The 15,058-nt window shown below is 39.0% G+C and carries 12 protein-coding genes; 6 read left to right on the top strand and 6 right to left on the bottom strand.

Annotation, left to right across the window (positions count from 1 at the left end; all coding sequences use genetic code 11):
• Positions 1–10 precede the first annotated feature (10 nt).
• Entirely contained in the window at positions 11–3,868 is a 3,858-nt protein-coding gene (gene hrpA, locus I8T81_RS13040) for an ATP-dependent RNA helicase HrpA (protein ID WP_198071391.1), read from the bottom strand.
• A gap of 352 nt (positions 3,869–4,220) precedes the next feature.
• On the opposite strand from hrpA, the gene ahpC reads away from it, so the two are divergent.
• Both ahpC and I8T81_RS13050 read left to right on the top strand, forming a co-directional pair.
• On the top strand, positions 4,221–4,784 hold the full coding sequence (gene ahpC / locus I8T81_RS13045; protein ID WP_003652649.1) for an alkyl hydroperoxide reductase subunit C: 564 nt from the start codon (positions 4,221–4,223) through the stop codon (positions 4,782–4,784).
• Positions 4,785–5,036: 252 nt separating this feature from the next.
• On the top strand, positions 5,037–5,246 hold the full coding sequence (locus I8T81_RS13050; protein WP_004702739.1) for a KTSC domain-containing protein: 210 nt from the start codon (positions 5,037–5,039) through the stop codon (positions 5,244–5,246).
• Between the two features lie 50 nt (positions 5,247–5,296).
• Here I8T81_RS13050 and I8T81_RS13055 read toward each other — a convergent pair whose 3' ends face one another.
• Positions 5,297–6,490: an alkane 1-monooxygenase gene (locus I8T81_RS13055; RefSeq protein WP_198071392.1), complete on the bottom strand. Its 1,194-nt coding sequence runs from the start codon at positions 6,488–6,490 to the stop codon at positions 5,297–5,299.
• 120 nt (positions 6,491–6,610) lie between these two features.
• Here I8T81_RS13055 and I8T81_RS13060 point away from each other — a divergent pair, with 120 nt between their 5' ends.
• The gene (locus I8T81_RS13060) at positions 6,611–7,645 is read left to right on the top strand and encodes a helix-turn-helix domain-containing protein (RefSeq protein WP_198071393.1); all 1,035 of its coding nucleotides are present in this window, start codon (positions 6,611–6,613) and stop codon (positions 7,643–7,645) included.
• Here the strand turns inward: I8T81_RS13060 and I8T81_RS13065 are convergent.
• Both I8T81_RS13065 and I8T81_RS13070 read right to left on the bottom strand, forming a co-directional pair.
• The gene (locus I8T81_RS13065; protein WP_019457442.1) at positions 7,637–8,224 is read right to left on the bottom strand and encodes an O-methyltransferase; all 588 of its coding nucleotides are present in this window, start codon (positions 8,222–8,224) and stop codon (positions 7,637–7,639) included. The two genes, I8T81_RS13060 and I8T81_RS13065, sit on opposite strands and share 9 nt — an antisense overlap.
• A gap of 45 nt (positions 8,225–8,269) precedes the next feature.
• Positions 8,270–8,488 (bottom strand): DUF1653 domain-containing protein, encoded by a 219-nt coding sequence (locus tag I8T81_RS13070; RefSeq protein WP_004702746.1) that lies wholly within the window; start codon positions 8,486–8,488, stop codon positions 8,270–8,272.
• A 255-nt stretch (positions 8,489–8,743) separates the two neighbouring features.
• On the opposite strand from I8T81_RS13070, the gene ahpF reads away from it, so the two are divergent.
• The gene (gene ahpF / locus I8T81_RS13075; protein WP_191012899.1) at positions 8,744–10,309 is read left to right on the top strand and encodes an alkyl hydroperoxide reductase subunit F; all 1,566 of its coding nucleotides are present in this window, start codon (positions 8,744–8,746) and stop codon (positions 10,307–10,309) included.
• 172 nt (positions 10,310–10,481) lie between these two features.
• Entirely contained in the window at positions 10,482–10,826 is a 345-nt protein-coding gene (locus tag I8T81_RS13080; RefSeq protein WP_004702748.1) for a hypothetical protein, read from the top strand.
• A gap of 62 nt (positions 10,827–10,888) precedes the next feature.
• Here I8T81_RS13080 and I8T81_RS13085 read toward each other — a convergent pair whose 3' ends face one another.
• Positions 10,889–11,500, bottom strand: a complete 612-nt coding sequence (locus I8T81_RS13085; protein ID WP_004702749.1) for a glutathione binding-like protein — start codon at positions 11,498–11,500, stop codon at positions 10,889–10,891.
• A gap of 208 nt (positions 11,501–11,708) precedes the next feature.
• Entirely contained in the window at positions 11,709–14,147 is a 2,439-nt protein-coding gene (locus I8T81_RS13090; RefSeq protein ID WP_198071394.1) for an ExeM/NucH family extracellular endonuclease, read from the bottom strand.
• 145 nt (positions 14,148–14,292) lie between these two features.
• On the opposite strand from I8T81_RS13090, the gene trmB reads away from it, so the two are divergent.
• The gene (gene trmB / locus I8T81_RS13095) at positions 14,293–15,009 is read left to right on the top strand and encodes a tRNA (guanosine(46)-N7)-methyltransferase TrmB (RefSeq protein ID WP_077168203.1); all 717 of its coding nucleotides are present in this window, start codon (positions 14,293–14,295) and stop codon (positions 15,007–15,009) included.
• The last annotated feature ends 49 nt before the right edge of the window (positions 15,010–15,058 follow it).

Below are 15,058 nucleotides of genomic sequence, written 5' to 3' on the forward strand. Positions count from 1 at the left end.
CCGATCTATCTTAACTGATTCCCAAACGATCCCATAACTTTTGCAGTCGAGTTGGCGAAATAGGCATCTTGGTTTTCATCGGTTGAGAAAATAAAGAAATGCGGAATTCTTCCAACATCAAATACAATTCTTTGATTTTTGGATCGTTTTTGAATTTAAACACCTTGTCCATCCATGGATCGACATCGTCAATTGCAGCATGATCTCGCTGTAGATTATTTGGCAATCGATCTAAACGCAATAGCAGTGCTTTTAAATATCGCGGATATTCCTGCCAAAGATCGACCGGTTGGCGGTAAACAAAATTACCAAGTGACATGAGATCTAACTGGTCTTCAATATCATCAATACTGCGTCCAAACACGCCTGAATCAAGTACTAAAAGCTGACGACGGATTTGCTGCCACTGTATATAAATATCACTTAATTGCTCAAGTGCTTGCTGACCATAACTCAAAAATTGCTTTTTGACCTGATCTAGCAGCTTATTAAATTCATCAGCGTTAATTGGCAAAGTCGTAATTGCCATCTGCAACGTTGCATAGACCAACATCTGCTCAAGCTTAGCTTTATCGCCCAAAGGTGAATAAGCCAACGCGAGCGGCTTTGAAATCTGCTTTTTCAACTGGCGAATCAAGTCCCCTAGTTGCATATGGACCAGACGAATAATCCCTTCACGATGTTGTTTAATCGCCTCAGCCTGATCGTTAAACGTTTGAATAACAATGCCTGACTCATCTTTAGCTTCGAGGTCAGCAAAAGCCTTGGTCGGAACTAAAGCCTGATATTGTTTAACTACAACGCCCGTGACTTTATGAGAGGCCTCAAAAGTAAAGTTTTCAGGAAAGTTTTTAAACTCACCTTTTTGCTGTTTAACTGGACGATGTGTTTCTACGCGGCAACGTGCTTTTAACTCAGGTAAATCACGCCCTTTCGCAATCAGCTTACCTTTTTCATCAATGACCTTAATGAAAGGCACCAAATATGGATCAATACGTTCAAACGAGAAATCTTTTTCAGTAATTTGCTCACCACGTAAAGCAAAAGCTAAATAACTAAAAATATGCTGCCGCAAATGTACAGCATCGATACCCTGCATGAGTTTACGAGCTGTGTCAGGAATAGGCACTACACTACGACGTTTGTCTTTTGGTAAAGCTTTTAGTAGTGCTTCGATTAAATCTAAACGCCAACCTGGTATCCCCCAAGACCAAATGTTTTCATCGACCTGAGGAAGAGCTTGTACCGGAATTTGAACCGTTGCACCATCTTCATCATGACTTGGGTCAAAACGATATGTCGTTGCTAAACGTAGCTGCCCATTATGCAAATGATCTGGGAATTGCTGTGTGGTTGGACGGTCATTGAGCCAAAGTGCATTATCTTCTACAAATAAATAGCGTGGATTTTTTGCTTCAACCGTTGCACGCCAGTCTTCAAAACTACTTCGACTTGCAATTTCTTCAGGAATTTTAGAGGCATAGAACTGATAAATCGTTTCTTCATCCACTACCAAATCACGGCGACGCAATTTATCTTCAACTCGTTCAACTTCTTCAAGTTTAAGTAAATTGTGTTTTAAAAATGGCGGAACTGTACCTAAGTTACCTGTGGTTAATGCATCACGTAAGAAAATTTCATGAGCAGCAGGCTGGTCAACTTTCTCAAAATTAATTAAGCGTTTTGGTTCAATAATTAAACCAAACAGCGAAATTTGAGCATACGCATTTACAATCCCAGCTTTCTTAGACCAATGCGGCTCAAAATAGTGATATTTCAACAAGTCGCGTGCAGCAAGCAAAATCCATTCAGGATCAATTTTGGCTAAAGTACGTAAATAAACCTGAGAGGTTTCCACCATCTCAAAAGCCATCACCCAAGCAGTATTGGTTTTGTGCAAAGTACTGGCAGGAAAGACTTTCGCCTTTTGCTGACGCACTGCCATAAAGATATTACGTTCATCAGTTTTATTGGCAATAAAAGACAATAAACCTGTCAGCAACGCACGGTGCAGGTTTTCATAGTTCGCAGGTTTTTCATTAAAACTCAGTTTTAAACCTTCAGCTAACTCGACCAATTGTTTATGCGTCTGTTTCCATTCACGTAAACGTAACCAACTTAAGAAATGCTGCTTGGCAAACTGGCGACGTTTATTTTCAGACATCCCTCCTTCACCTTTAGGATTTAAAGTCTCCCAAAGTTTTAAATAAAACAGAAAGTCTGAATCTGCTTCTTTGAATAGTGCATGCTTTTGGTCAGCCTGCATCTGTTTGTCGGCTGGACGCTCACGCGGATCTTGCACTGCAAGCGCACTGACAACCACTAAAATTTCTTTAAGCACCCCGAAATGAGCACCGCCCACAATCATGCGTGCGAGTCGTGGGTCAATTGGCATACGTGCCATCATTTGCCCGACTTTAGTCAGCTCATTTTTCTTCTCGTTAAGTGCTCCTAACTCGATGAGTAGTTTTCGACCGTCATTGACTAGGCGGAAATCTGGTGGCTCAATAAAATCGAAGTTTTCTAGCTCACCTAACCCTAAGCTTTGCATTTGCAAAATAACCGAAGCCAAGTTGGTTCGCTTAATTTCAGGTTCGGTAAATTCAGGACGGCTTAAAAAGTCTTCTTCGCTATATAAACGAATACATACACCCGGAGCAATACGACCACAACGCCCTTTACGCTGATTGGCTGCTGCTTGAGAAATAGCTTCAATGGGTAAGCGTTGTACGCGTGAACGGTAGTTATAACGAGATATACGGGCAAAACCACTGTCGATTACATAACGAATATTTGGAACCGTCAGTGCAGTTTCGGCCACGTTCGTGGCAATAATAATACGACGACCTTTTCCACCCGGACTAAAAATCTTTTGTTGTTCAGAAACAGCTAAGCGTGCATACAAAGGTAAAATTTCGGTGTGTCTTGGCCCGTACTTTTGTAAGGTTTCCTGCAACTCACGAATTTCTTGTTCTGTGCTTGAGAAAATCAGAATATCAGCATGTTCAGGATGGCCTTTTTCTTCGGCATCGGCAAAACATTCTTCTACAGCTTGTACCACTGCGCGAGGAAGGTTTTCTTCAAAATCATCGAACTCGTCATCATCACTACCACCAATATTCATCTCTGAAATTGGGCGATAACGTACTTCAACTGGGTAGCTACGACCTTCTACTTCAAAAACTGGTGCATTATTAAAGTAGTTACTAAAACGATTTACGTCTAAAGTTGCCGAAGTCACAATCACTTTTAGATCTGGGCGCTTTGGCAGTAACTGCTTTAAATAACCCATAATAAAATCGATATTGAGTGAGCGTTCATGCGCTTCATCAATAATGATCGTGTCATATTTAGACAAAAAGCGGTCATTGCCTAACTCGGCAAGCAAAATACCGTCGGTCATTAACCGTACAATCGAATCTTGCGAGCCTTGTTCATTAAAACGGATTTTAAAACCAATCGATTCACCAAGCTTTTCGCCAACTTCTTCTGCAATACGCTGAGAAACACTACGTGCAGCTAAACGACGTGGCTGGGTATGACCAATCATGCCCGTTAAACCACGACCCGCTAACATGGCAATTTGAGGAAGCTGAGTAGTTTTACCTGAGCCTGTCTCACCTGCCACAATAATAACTTGATGCTTTTGAATCGCTTCAATTAAACGATCTGCATATTGAGAAACAGGTAAATCCTGATTCAGTTTAATTTTAGGTAGACGTTCAAAACGCTGTCTAACTTTTGCATTAGACTGTTCAAATAATTTTTCAATCTCTGAAGTATCGGCTTTTTTATCTTTACGCAAACGATTTAAACGGTAACGATCTCTCGCCATCACCCATTGATCTATATTTAAACCATTCAGCACAGATAAATTTTCCTGAAAATTCAACAATCCGCTATTTTACGCTTTAATGCTCTTCAGGTAAAACAGTTGGTTTTTTATATATTTTTAATTTTTTAAAATTTTACCCTTGAATTTTGTCTCGCTAGACTTCATGTTGTTATGCAAGTTTCTTTTACGATAACTGTCATTTGATTTACATGTTTTTGCAGTCAAATCGAATACAGTGTTTGGGGACTTAAAAATCGTAAATTTATCACTTATTCAATTTTCCGATTTTAGTCATGTAAAAATACTATTTCCCCAATAAAGAATTTTTATTTATTCTACATCTCGTAAACAAGTTTAAATATAAACCTCAATCATGGAGACAATGATGAGCTTGATTAATACTGAAGTTAAACCTTTCCAAGCAACTGCTTACCACAACGGCCAATTTGTTGAAGTTAACGAAACTAACCTTAAAGGTAAATGGTCTGTTGTATTCTTCTATCCAGCTGACTTCACTTTCGTTTGCCCAACTGAACTTGGTGACTTAGCTGACAACTACGCTGAATTCCAAAAACTTGGTGTTGAAATTTATGCTGTATCTACTGATACACACTTCACTCACAAAGCTTGGCACGACACTTCTGAAGAAATCAAAAAAATCCAATACCCATTAGTTGGCGACCCAACTTGGACTCTTTCTAAAAACTTCGACGTTCTTATCGAATCTGAAGGTTTAGCTGATCGTGGTACTTTCGTTATCGATCCAGAAGGTAAAATCCAAATCGTTGAACTTAACGCTGGTGGTATCGGCCGTGATGCGTCTGAACTTCTTCGTAAAGTAAAAGCTGCTCAATACGTACACGCTCACCCAGGTGAAGTTTGCCCAGCTAAATGGAAAGAAGGCGAAGCTACTCTTGCTCCATCTATCGACTTAGTTGGTAAAATCTAATTTTTTAGATTAGACCAATACGTCTAAAACCACCCTTTTTAGGGTGGTTTTTTTATTGATTATTTTTATAAATCTAAGTCTTATTATCTACCAAAATTTCATAGCTAATTTTTTACAATTCTTATACTTATAAATTTATAGCAACATTCATTTATGAATTGTCAGCCTGCTTAACTTAGAGTACTGTCGAATTATGAAACAAAAGAGTTTTGTATATGTATTAAAAGATCAAACAAAAGTAGGAGTAGTTATATGGAAAAATCTGTTGTTGTAACCTCTTGGAAATATGATGTTTCTTCACGCTATTTAAAAATTTTCTATAGCAATGGCTCAGGTGAGCTTTATCATCCCGTTCCAGAGTTTATCTACAATAATTTGTTACGCACCACGGATAAAACAGCATTTGTTCACAAATATCTTGAGTTTGATCTTCATTTTAACAGGCTCTGTATTTCTGCTTAATTATAAAAAATCAGCCCGCTTGGGCTGATCTGTTTTATATCTTTCGACTATTAAGCCGCGTTATTTTGCTTAATATATTTCTCTAGCATTTTTTCTTTCACATCAACATGCATATTGATTTTACTGAGGTCGCCCTTATAGTGCTCGACAACACGTTCATCCATAATTTTTGACCACCAAGATGGAATAAACGCGGGCAAAATCATTGCACCATAACCTGCTGGCAATTGCGGCGCATCTTCAAAATGCCGCAAGGTCTGAAAGCTGCGAGTTGGATTGGCATGATGATCTGAATGCCGTTGTAATTGATACAAGAACAGATTGGTCACCACATTATTATTATTCCAGCTGTGCTCTGGCAAAGTACGTTCATATTGGCCATTTTCTTTCTTTGCACGCTTTAAACCATAATGTTCAATGTAATTCACCGATTCAAACAAAGTTACTGCATACGCGGCTTGAGTAACTTGAAATGGAATCGAACGCGCACCAAATTTCGCAAACATGGCTGCATGGTACGCAGCCGACATTGCCCAGCCATGAATCAGTTCATTTTCCTTACAGAAGAAAGGCAATTTCTTACGCTCTAAGCGATTCTTCTCAATTTCAACCGCCGATTTAAAACTCCCAACTACAGTCCGCGGTAAGAACTTCCAAAAGGTTTCGCCAAATTGTGAAGATGCTGGGTCCTCAGGTGTCGCAACACGGCGGTGATGTCCATAAGGGTGTTCAATTCGGAAATGGTTATACCCCGAAGGTGCTAACGCCAAATGAGATAAATAATGTTCAAGTCGACCACTCTTATGACTAAGTTCATGTGCAGTATTAATCGCAATCCCATTGACCATTCCTACTAAAGTTCCAAGTAAAACCTGATCAGCTATAGGTGTATTTTTACGAGTTGCCAAATATGCTCCATAGATATTGGTTGCATATTGCAAAGGAATAAAAAGTTTAACAATGCGTGCGTAATACGGATCTGCTTCTAAATCAGCGATTGCATCTAATGGTGGATTTTCCTTGTCTTCACCAATCAGTTTATCTAATGCAGGAATAACACCATGAATAAATAATGGCCCAAATGAAGCGAAGAACTTTTTAGTTTTTTTAGGACCAAATTGATAGCCTGCTAGCCCACCCATTGCAATGGTCGGTACAGCTAAACCCAATAGCCATAAATGACGTTTTTTATCCTTAAATGTTGTTGTCGCTTGCTCGACATCCAGTTGAGTATGCATATTCATTAGAGACTCCAATCAAAAACAAAATGTTTTGCTTGAATTGATTGTGCTCGCTCATAGCCCCTCTATATTATCATTTTAAGACTTGTTATTATCATTTTAAGACTTTGCTGAGTTTTTCTTGTGCAGAAGCAACAGATTCCTGTTATCCCATCACGTTATTATTTACGGCTGATTGAAATTTTAATCGGCACGCATCAATACAATAATGATTTACTGAGGACATTCCAACAAGAACTGGCAAAAACAGAATTATTATCGATTCAACAAATTGAACAATTTATTGAAATAGGTTTAAGTCTGCCCAACACCCAAGACTTAGCCTTTGAACTGGGTAAAAATATAAAACTCAGCTCACATAGTCTGGTGGGTTATGCGCTAATGACTAGTCCTAATTTGGAACATGCACTTAGGCTGATTGCACAATATTTTAGACTGATTATGCCGAGTTTTAAGCTCAGCATCGGGTTTCCGACCAATCAGCAAAAGGTTGAACTATTATTTGAACCGATTTTGCAGATGAATAAGCAGTGTTTGGCTTTTCATATTGAAGCGATTGCCGTGGCGTTTTACTACAGCTTGTTAGAGTTGGCAGGCCAGCAATTACAACGCTACCAAGTGTATTTGAGTATTCCTGAGCCGAGCTATCAAGAACGTTACATATCTTTAGTGAAGGCCAATTTCCACTTTAACTATACATGGCTTTCAGGTATACGCGTGGTGATTGATGAGCAACAACTAGCACTACCCTTGCCTCTAGCTGACGCACATAGTTTAAAAATAGTTGAACAACGCTGCCAGGAACAAATCCAGAAGATCTACCATCAAGGCGAAATTGTTGAATGGGTTAGCATGATGTTGCGGCAAGCCAATCAAGTTCCAACTCTAATGGAATGTGCCAAAGTATTAAATATTTCGACCAAGACCTTGCAACGTTATTTACAGCAGCAAGGTGTTGAATTCCATGCTTTAAAGCAACAAATCAGCACTGAGCGTGCCATTGATTTATTAGAGAATTCTAGCTTTACCATTACCCATATTGCGTATGAACTGGGCTATTCTAATCCTGCCAATTTCACCCGTGCATTTAATAAAGTACACGGCTGTAGTCCACAAGCTTATCGACAAGAATATCTCAAGAAAGTAAATCTACTTTAGAACCACTAAACACAACCCTGCGCCAATAGGTAAAATACTACTCATGAAATCTGCATTCTTTTTAATCAAAGATAAAAATGGACTTACCTCAGCTGCATGTGAAATAACCTTATCAATAATAAGAACACCACCTTTGGGCTTCATCAGACGCTTTAAATCTGGCCAATAACTTTCATATGCATCACGTTCAGCGTCTAACAAAATAAAATCGAAAGTTTCCTGAGCTTCATTTAAATAATCTGCGGCATCCCCTATCCAAAAATCAACGACTTCATTTAATGCCAGTTCAGTAACATGGCGTTTCGCCTCATTACTACGATTGGCATCAATTTCAAGCGTGATTACTTTCCCGTGTGTCGATTGTGCAGCCTCAGCAAGCCATAAAGTAGAATAACCCGTTGAAGTACCAATTTCTAAAATTGATTTGGCCTGCTGCATTCGAATCAATTGCGATAGAAGTTTTGCAGACTCAGCCTCAATATTTCGATAGCGCAGCAAGCGATCTGACTGCTGGGCATCATGTCGTTTAAAGGTGTCATATAAATCTGCAACTCTTTGTAAGAAAAAAGTATTTGGCATATTTTCACCCTTTAAAATTGTTATTTTATATGACAGCCGTTTAACTTAAGTGCTTTGAATTAACTTGAACCGCGGCACGATACTTCCATCAGCCATTTGAACCGTTTCAGTAAACATATCTAGCGGACGTACCCATGTTGAATAGTCACCATAAAGACACTGATAAACAACTAACTCTTCTTCAGTCTCGCTGTGTTTTGCCACAGAAAAAACTTGATAGAGATTACCTTTATAATGCTGATAAATGCCGCGTTGCAATGACATGAAAGTACCTTTTAATGTTATGACATAAAATCTTTACAGCCATATAACATATATAAATTTTTAAATACTTTCACTTTAAAAGATAAAAATGAGTAATAAAGAGCATTTATAGATAAATTATTGATCTTATTTATGAATACACTCAATAATTCAAAAAACCGATTAAATCTATAAAAACATACTGTTTCACCTATTTTGTGTTTTAACGTACTATGCATCTATTGAAAGAATTTGGATGAATTGGAGTAAAAACAGATGTTAGATCAAAACATTAAAACTCAATTAAAAGCTTACTTAGAACGTTTAGAAAGTCCAATCGAATTAGTGGCTGCTTTAGATGAGTCAGATAAAGCTGCTCAAATTAAAGAACTGGTGACAGAAATCGCTGAGCTTTCTGACAAGGTGACTGCCCGTTTTGATGGTAACAATACACGTCGTCCAAGCTTTGGTGTGGCTAAAGCAGGTGAACAGCCTCGTGTGTTCTTTGCCGGCTTACCAATGGGTCATGAGTTTACGTCTTTGATCTTGGCTCTGTTACAGGTGTCTGGCTATGCACCGAAGGTTTCTGATGAAGTGCTCAACCAAATTAAAGGCCTAAACCTCAAAGCCAATTTTGATGTGTTTGTATCATTAAGCTGTCATAACTGTCCGGACGTGGTACAGGCACTTAACCTGATTGCCATTTACAACCCGAACACTACAGCAACCATGATTGACGGCTCATTCTTCCAAGACGAAGTTGAACAACGCAAAATCATGGCTGTACCAATGGTGTTCCAAGACAATGAGCACATTGGTCAAGGTCGTATGACCCTTGAAGAGATTGTGGCAAAACTCGACACCAACTCAGCTGAAAAAGATGCAGCAGCACTCAATGCCAAAGATGCTTTTGATGTATTGGTGATTGGTGGTGGACCTGCGGGTGCAACAGCTGCAATTTATGCTGCACGTAAAGGTATTAACACTGGTATCGTAGCTGAACGCTTTGGTGGTCAGGTGATGGATACCATGGACATTGAAAACTTCACGTCTGTGCAAAAGACTCAAGGTCCTAAGTTTGCTGCCGAGATGGAAGCACACGTTCGTGAATATGATGTGGATATCATGAACCTGCAACGTGTCAGCAAAATCACAGGTGCCAACCAAACTGCAAATGGTCTGGTTGCAGTTGAACTTGAAAACGGTGCAAAGCTTGAATCGAAGACAGTTATCCTTTCAACAGGAGCGCGTTGGAGAGAAATGAATGTACCGGGTGAGGCTGAATACCGCACCCGTGGTGTTGCGTACTGCCCACACTGTGATGGTCCATTGTTCAAAGGCAAACGTGTTGCCGTGATTGGTGGTGGTAACTCAGGTGTTGAAGCTGCAATTGACCTTGCAGGGATTGTTGAGCATGTGACTCTGGTTGAGTTCGACACGAAACTTCGTGCTGACCAAGTTTTGCAAAACAAACTGCATAGCTTGCCAAACACAACTGTGATTATGAATGCCTTAAGTACAGAAGTGTTAGGTGACGGCTCACAAGTCACTGGCCTTAAATATAAAGACCGTGGGACTGATGAAGAGCATGTAGTGGAACTTGCAGGGATCTTTGTACAGATTGGTTTATTACCAAACACTGACTTCTTGAAAGACAGTGAAGTTGAGTTAACCAACCGTGGTGAGATCATTGTGAATGACCGCAACGAAACCAATGTACAAGGTGTATTTGCTGCGGGTGACTGTACCACTGTACCTTACAAGCAAATTATTATTGCTACAGGTGAAGGTGCTAAAGCTTCGCTCTCTGCGTTTGATTACATCATCCGTTCTGGGCAGTAAAAACTGGTTAGCTCCCTCTTATTAAACGAAAGCCTAGCATTCTAAAATGCTAGGCTTTTTTAATATTGAAGTTACAACTTTTTAACAATTTTCGATCTTTATTAATCATTTACTTTATGTTTATATTTTAGACATCCATATTTGGATGCCATGAATTAGAAGGAAAAACACAATGAATAAATTACTTGTTGCTTTAGGTCTTGCTGCGACCGTAGCCCTAGTTGGTTGTAATAAAGATAAAGCTCCAGAAACTGGTGCGACTACAGGTGAACATTTAGAAAATGCAGCTAAACAAGCAACCGCTGATATTAAATCTGCTGGTGATAAAGCTGCGAGCGATATTGCAACTGCTACAGACAATGCTACAGCTAAAATTGATGCTGCTGCTGACCACGCTGCCGATAAAACTGCAAATGCTGCTGCTCAAACTGAAGCGACTGCGCGTAAAGCAACTGCTGATACAGCCAAAGCTGTTGAACATGCTGCTGCTGACGTTAAAGAGAAAGCTCAAAACTAACAATCTCTAATATTAAAAAAGCCCCTATTGATTAGGGGCTTTTTTAATACACTTAAAATCGCTTATGAAATTAAACCTTCATCACGCATTGCAATTTGTACAGATTGACGCTCAGCAACTTTATTACGTAATGCAATAATATTTTTATAAGGTGTTAAATCATGCTCAATAGAGTTTGACCAATTCGTTAAAACAAATAGATAAGCATCAGCTGGCCCAAAATTATCATTTACTAAATAGTCATAGTCCGATTCAGATAGATAACTATCGATATATTTTAAAAGACGGTCGATTTCAGCATAAGCTTTTGTCTTTTCATCGTTTGTTAACGGTGCGCCAAAAAATACTGCATAAGCATCATGTAATTCAGAGTTCAAATAACCTAACCATTCCAATACTTTCGCACGGCCTAAGCCTGAAGGAGGAATTAAATCCTGTTTTGGGTCATGCTGCGCAAGGAACGGTAAAATCGCCACGTTTTCAGTCAAAATTAAACCCGGGTTAATTTCTAAAGCTGGTACATAGCCCTTCGGGTTAATTTCGTAATAATCTGCGCCTTTTTCTGTTTTATGTGTTTTTAAATTTACTTTTTCTAAATCAAAATCAACATTAATTTCATTTAAAATAATATGTGCAGCTAAAGAACATGCGCCTGGCGAATAATATAATTTCATATCTGATCCTTCTTATCTCACATTAACGTTTTAAATTGCTTCTAAAAAACCTGCAAGGTTTGTACAATTCCTTAATTGTAAAAAAGCGTAAATTTATAAATTAGTTACACTATCTAATATTCTTGAAAAAGTTTGACCTTGCAAGTTGTCTTGCGTGACGATTGTTTAAAATATGATAAAACACATTCACATCACGCATTTTTTACCGTTAATTACGCTTAAAAAGTTGGCTAATCCATTCAACTAATTGGTTTAAGAAATCCAAAATAGGATTTTTGTTGCCATTATCAGGATGACTTGAGTCTTTACCATTTAAATCTAGATCGACAATGACAGGATCATGATCTGAAGAACGATAGGCATCTTCACCATAAAATAGCGCTTTTTGCTCATCGGTTTTATATTCTTCGTTGTAGTCTAGAACTGTTGGCTCATCTGCATTGATATGCCAAGCAAAGGTACGAACTACTTTTGGATATAAATCTGCGTCGGCAATTGCATGGTCTAAGTTACCCGCTCCACCATTGCCATTTGCATCACTTGCCACACCAAAAACATAGCTATATGCCTGAGTACCTTGCCCAATCTTAGCGTCATTAAGTAAAACCTTATAGTTGGCTTTTTCAAAAGCTAAAATTGGTGCTTCTTTTGCGTAGCTGTTCATATCCCCTACCAGCAAAGCATTTTGCTTAGGAACTTGAGTTGGATTTTTCGCGAGCCACTGCACGATTTGATCAACTGCTTTCACACGGGTTGGGTTCCAACATCCTTGACCATCATTTTGATCAGCGTCAGTAGAGTTCGCGTCTACTCCAGTACAACCTTTTGACTTTAAATGGTTTGGAATAACAGTAAATGTCTTATTGCCACGAACAGCTTGGAAAGTTTGTGCTAAGGTCGTTCGGTTTTTATCACCTAAATCCAGCACAACAGGTTTATTTAAAGGTCTAACACGCTTACTGTTATAAATAATCGCAACAGCAATAACATCGCCACCTAAACGATCCAAGTTTTCAGGAACCACATATTTCCAGTCTGGACCTAATGCACTTGTTAAATGAGCAATTGCGCTGTTTGGACCATAACCATTGTTGGCAATTTCCATTAAACCGTATACGTCAGCATCAATCGCTTTTAATGCACTTACAATTTTACGGTGTTGTTTATCAAACTCTGTTTGTGTATTTGCGCCACGTTCTGTTGGGAAGCCTGTTGCGCCATTGTCATAGTTCAAAACGTTAAATGAAGCTACGCGAATATGATTGGCATTTTTTGTAAGGACACCCTGACGTGGATTTGTTTGAGTAACAACTTCTGGTTGTGTCCGTCCAAGTACTGGCTGTACGCGCCAGCCATTAAAACGATACTCTAAAATCCCTTCAACGTTTTTAAGCTGATAACCTGAACGTAATGTATTGGCAGCACTAAAATTTGTTGGTAACCACGGAGTACGATTTTGGTTGTTATATCCATCATCAAAAATAATTTTCGATAATAAATTTTTCTGAGCTAAAGCTTTCGCTTCTGGCGACAAGGCAGGATATAAATTGGTTGGAATATATAAGCGGCCTAAGCTCAGCGATAGTTCACCATAACGGCCATAGTTATAGTTTTCACTTACCGTCAAAGCTTGAGGTAATTTGACCAACATCCCTTGATAACGCTGCGGAGAATTTGTTGAACCGCCTGCTAAGCTAGTAAATGGTAACTCCAAGCTAATTGGCTGAACTTGATTTGCCATATTGCTATTACAGCTTTGAATATCTTGCTGTAATTGGTCTATTTGTAGCTGGTTTTGATAACTTGTTAAACGGCCTCGTAAAATAACTTCATCACCAACTTGGCCACCTTTTACCGTGCTGCTATTTGGAATATAAACAAAAATGGCATTACTTACATTTGCACGTGCTTTGGTGTCAGGTGTTTGAACATAAAAGCCTGAAAAACCATTCGCATAGCGATAGTCAGCAGTAATTACACCACGTACTGTATAGGTTTGATTTTGTGTTGAAGATGCTAAATCGGCAATTGGTGTATCTGAGCTTGAACAACTGACCGTTTGCACTGGCGGCTGAGTCGTAGAACCCGATAGATTTGAAAAATCATTTCGGTTTGCCCATGCTGTCCACGAGTGGTCCAAATCAAATGCTGCGGTTGGATCGATACTTAAAGCTGGGTTTTCAGTTTCGATACGTTTAAAACTATTTCCTAAACTTGAAACGGCTGTTCCCCAACCTGCCTCTGGTCGTTCACCAATACGCCCAAAACGATCGACAGGTGTGCCTTTATAAACGAGTACAACTGCATCATCACCATTAAAAGACAAGGCAGCTACTTGATTTACTTTACTACCAAGTTCAGTTTGTAGCTCCGAGCGGCCCACTAAAAACTTCTGCTTACTTGGAAGTGTACCCTGTAAACGGAAAGTCACCGTTTTTGCAGTACCACCATTATTAAACTGTTGAATCTCATAATCAGCTAAGTTAACTGTAGTACCATCAGGGTTATAAATCTCCAACCCTTTTTTATTACTACTACCATCAACATACTGGCTAAACATAAGCTGTGCCTGAGCAACAGAACTATATGAAAATGCACCAAATGCACTTAAAAAAACTGAAAGTGTTCTTAATTGAAAAGTTTTCATGATTAAAAATGTTCATGTGAGTTTTAATTAGTCTCTTAGATTAAATATTGATCATGACATCTACATGAAGAAAAACACCGAAATATTTGACTTGACCACCTGAAGACTTAAAATACCGCATTTGAATTTCAATATTGCCAAGGTTATGTCGATCGATCAGTTAGAAACGCAAATTGCAGAATTAGACAATTTGCCTGAACACCGTGAAATTGTGACGTTTATGCGTCGTTCAGCACCACTTAATACGTCTCAACGCACGGCATTAGAACAACATCGCGATTTAATTTTGGAATATCCTGTTGGTGACTTACGTCAACACTTTGAACATCCAGAACGTCCTTTAACTGTTGAAATCGGTTTTGGTATGGGACGTTCGCTAGTGCTTATGGCTAAGGCGAATCCTGAACGCAACTATGTGGGCATTGAAGTCCATGTACCTGGTATTGCCCAATGTTTATACGAAGCAGGTATAGCGGAACTTAAAAACTTACGAGTACTCGATGCAGACGCGATTCAAGTTTTACGTGAAATGCCAGACAACAGTATTAACTGTGTACAACTTTACTTCCCAGACCCTTGGCAAAAGAAACGTCATTTCAAACGCCGTTTTGTTATTCATGAGCGTATGCAACTGGTTGAACAGAAACTTGAGCTTGGTGGTACATTCCACGCAGCAACAGACTGGGAACCATATGCAGAATGGATGCTTGATATTTTAGATAACCGCCCAGATCTTGAAAATTTGGCAGGTAAAGGCAACAGTTACCCTCGACCAGAGTGGCGTCCAGTGACTAAGTTTGAGCGCCGTGGTATTGAGTCAGGTCATAAAATTAATGACTTTATCTTTAAAAAGATTAAGTAAAATTTAACTACTAAAGACAAAAAATAAAGGCATTAAATATTAGTATTTA

This window comes from Acinetobacter seifertii, assembly GCF_016064815.1.
GTDB lineage: Bacteria > Pseudomonadota > Gammaproteobacteria > Pseudomonadales > Moraxellaceae > Acinetobacter > Acinetobacter seifertii.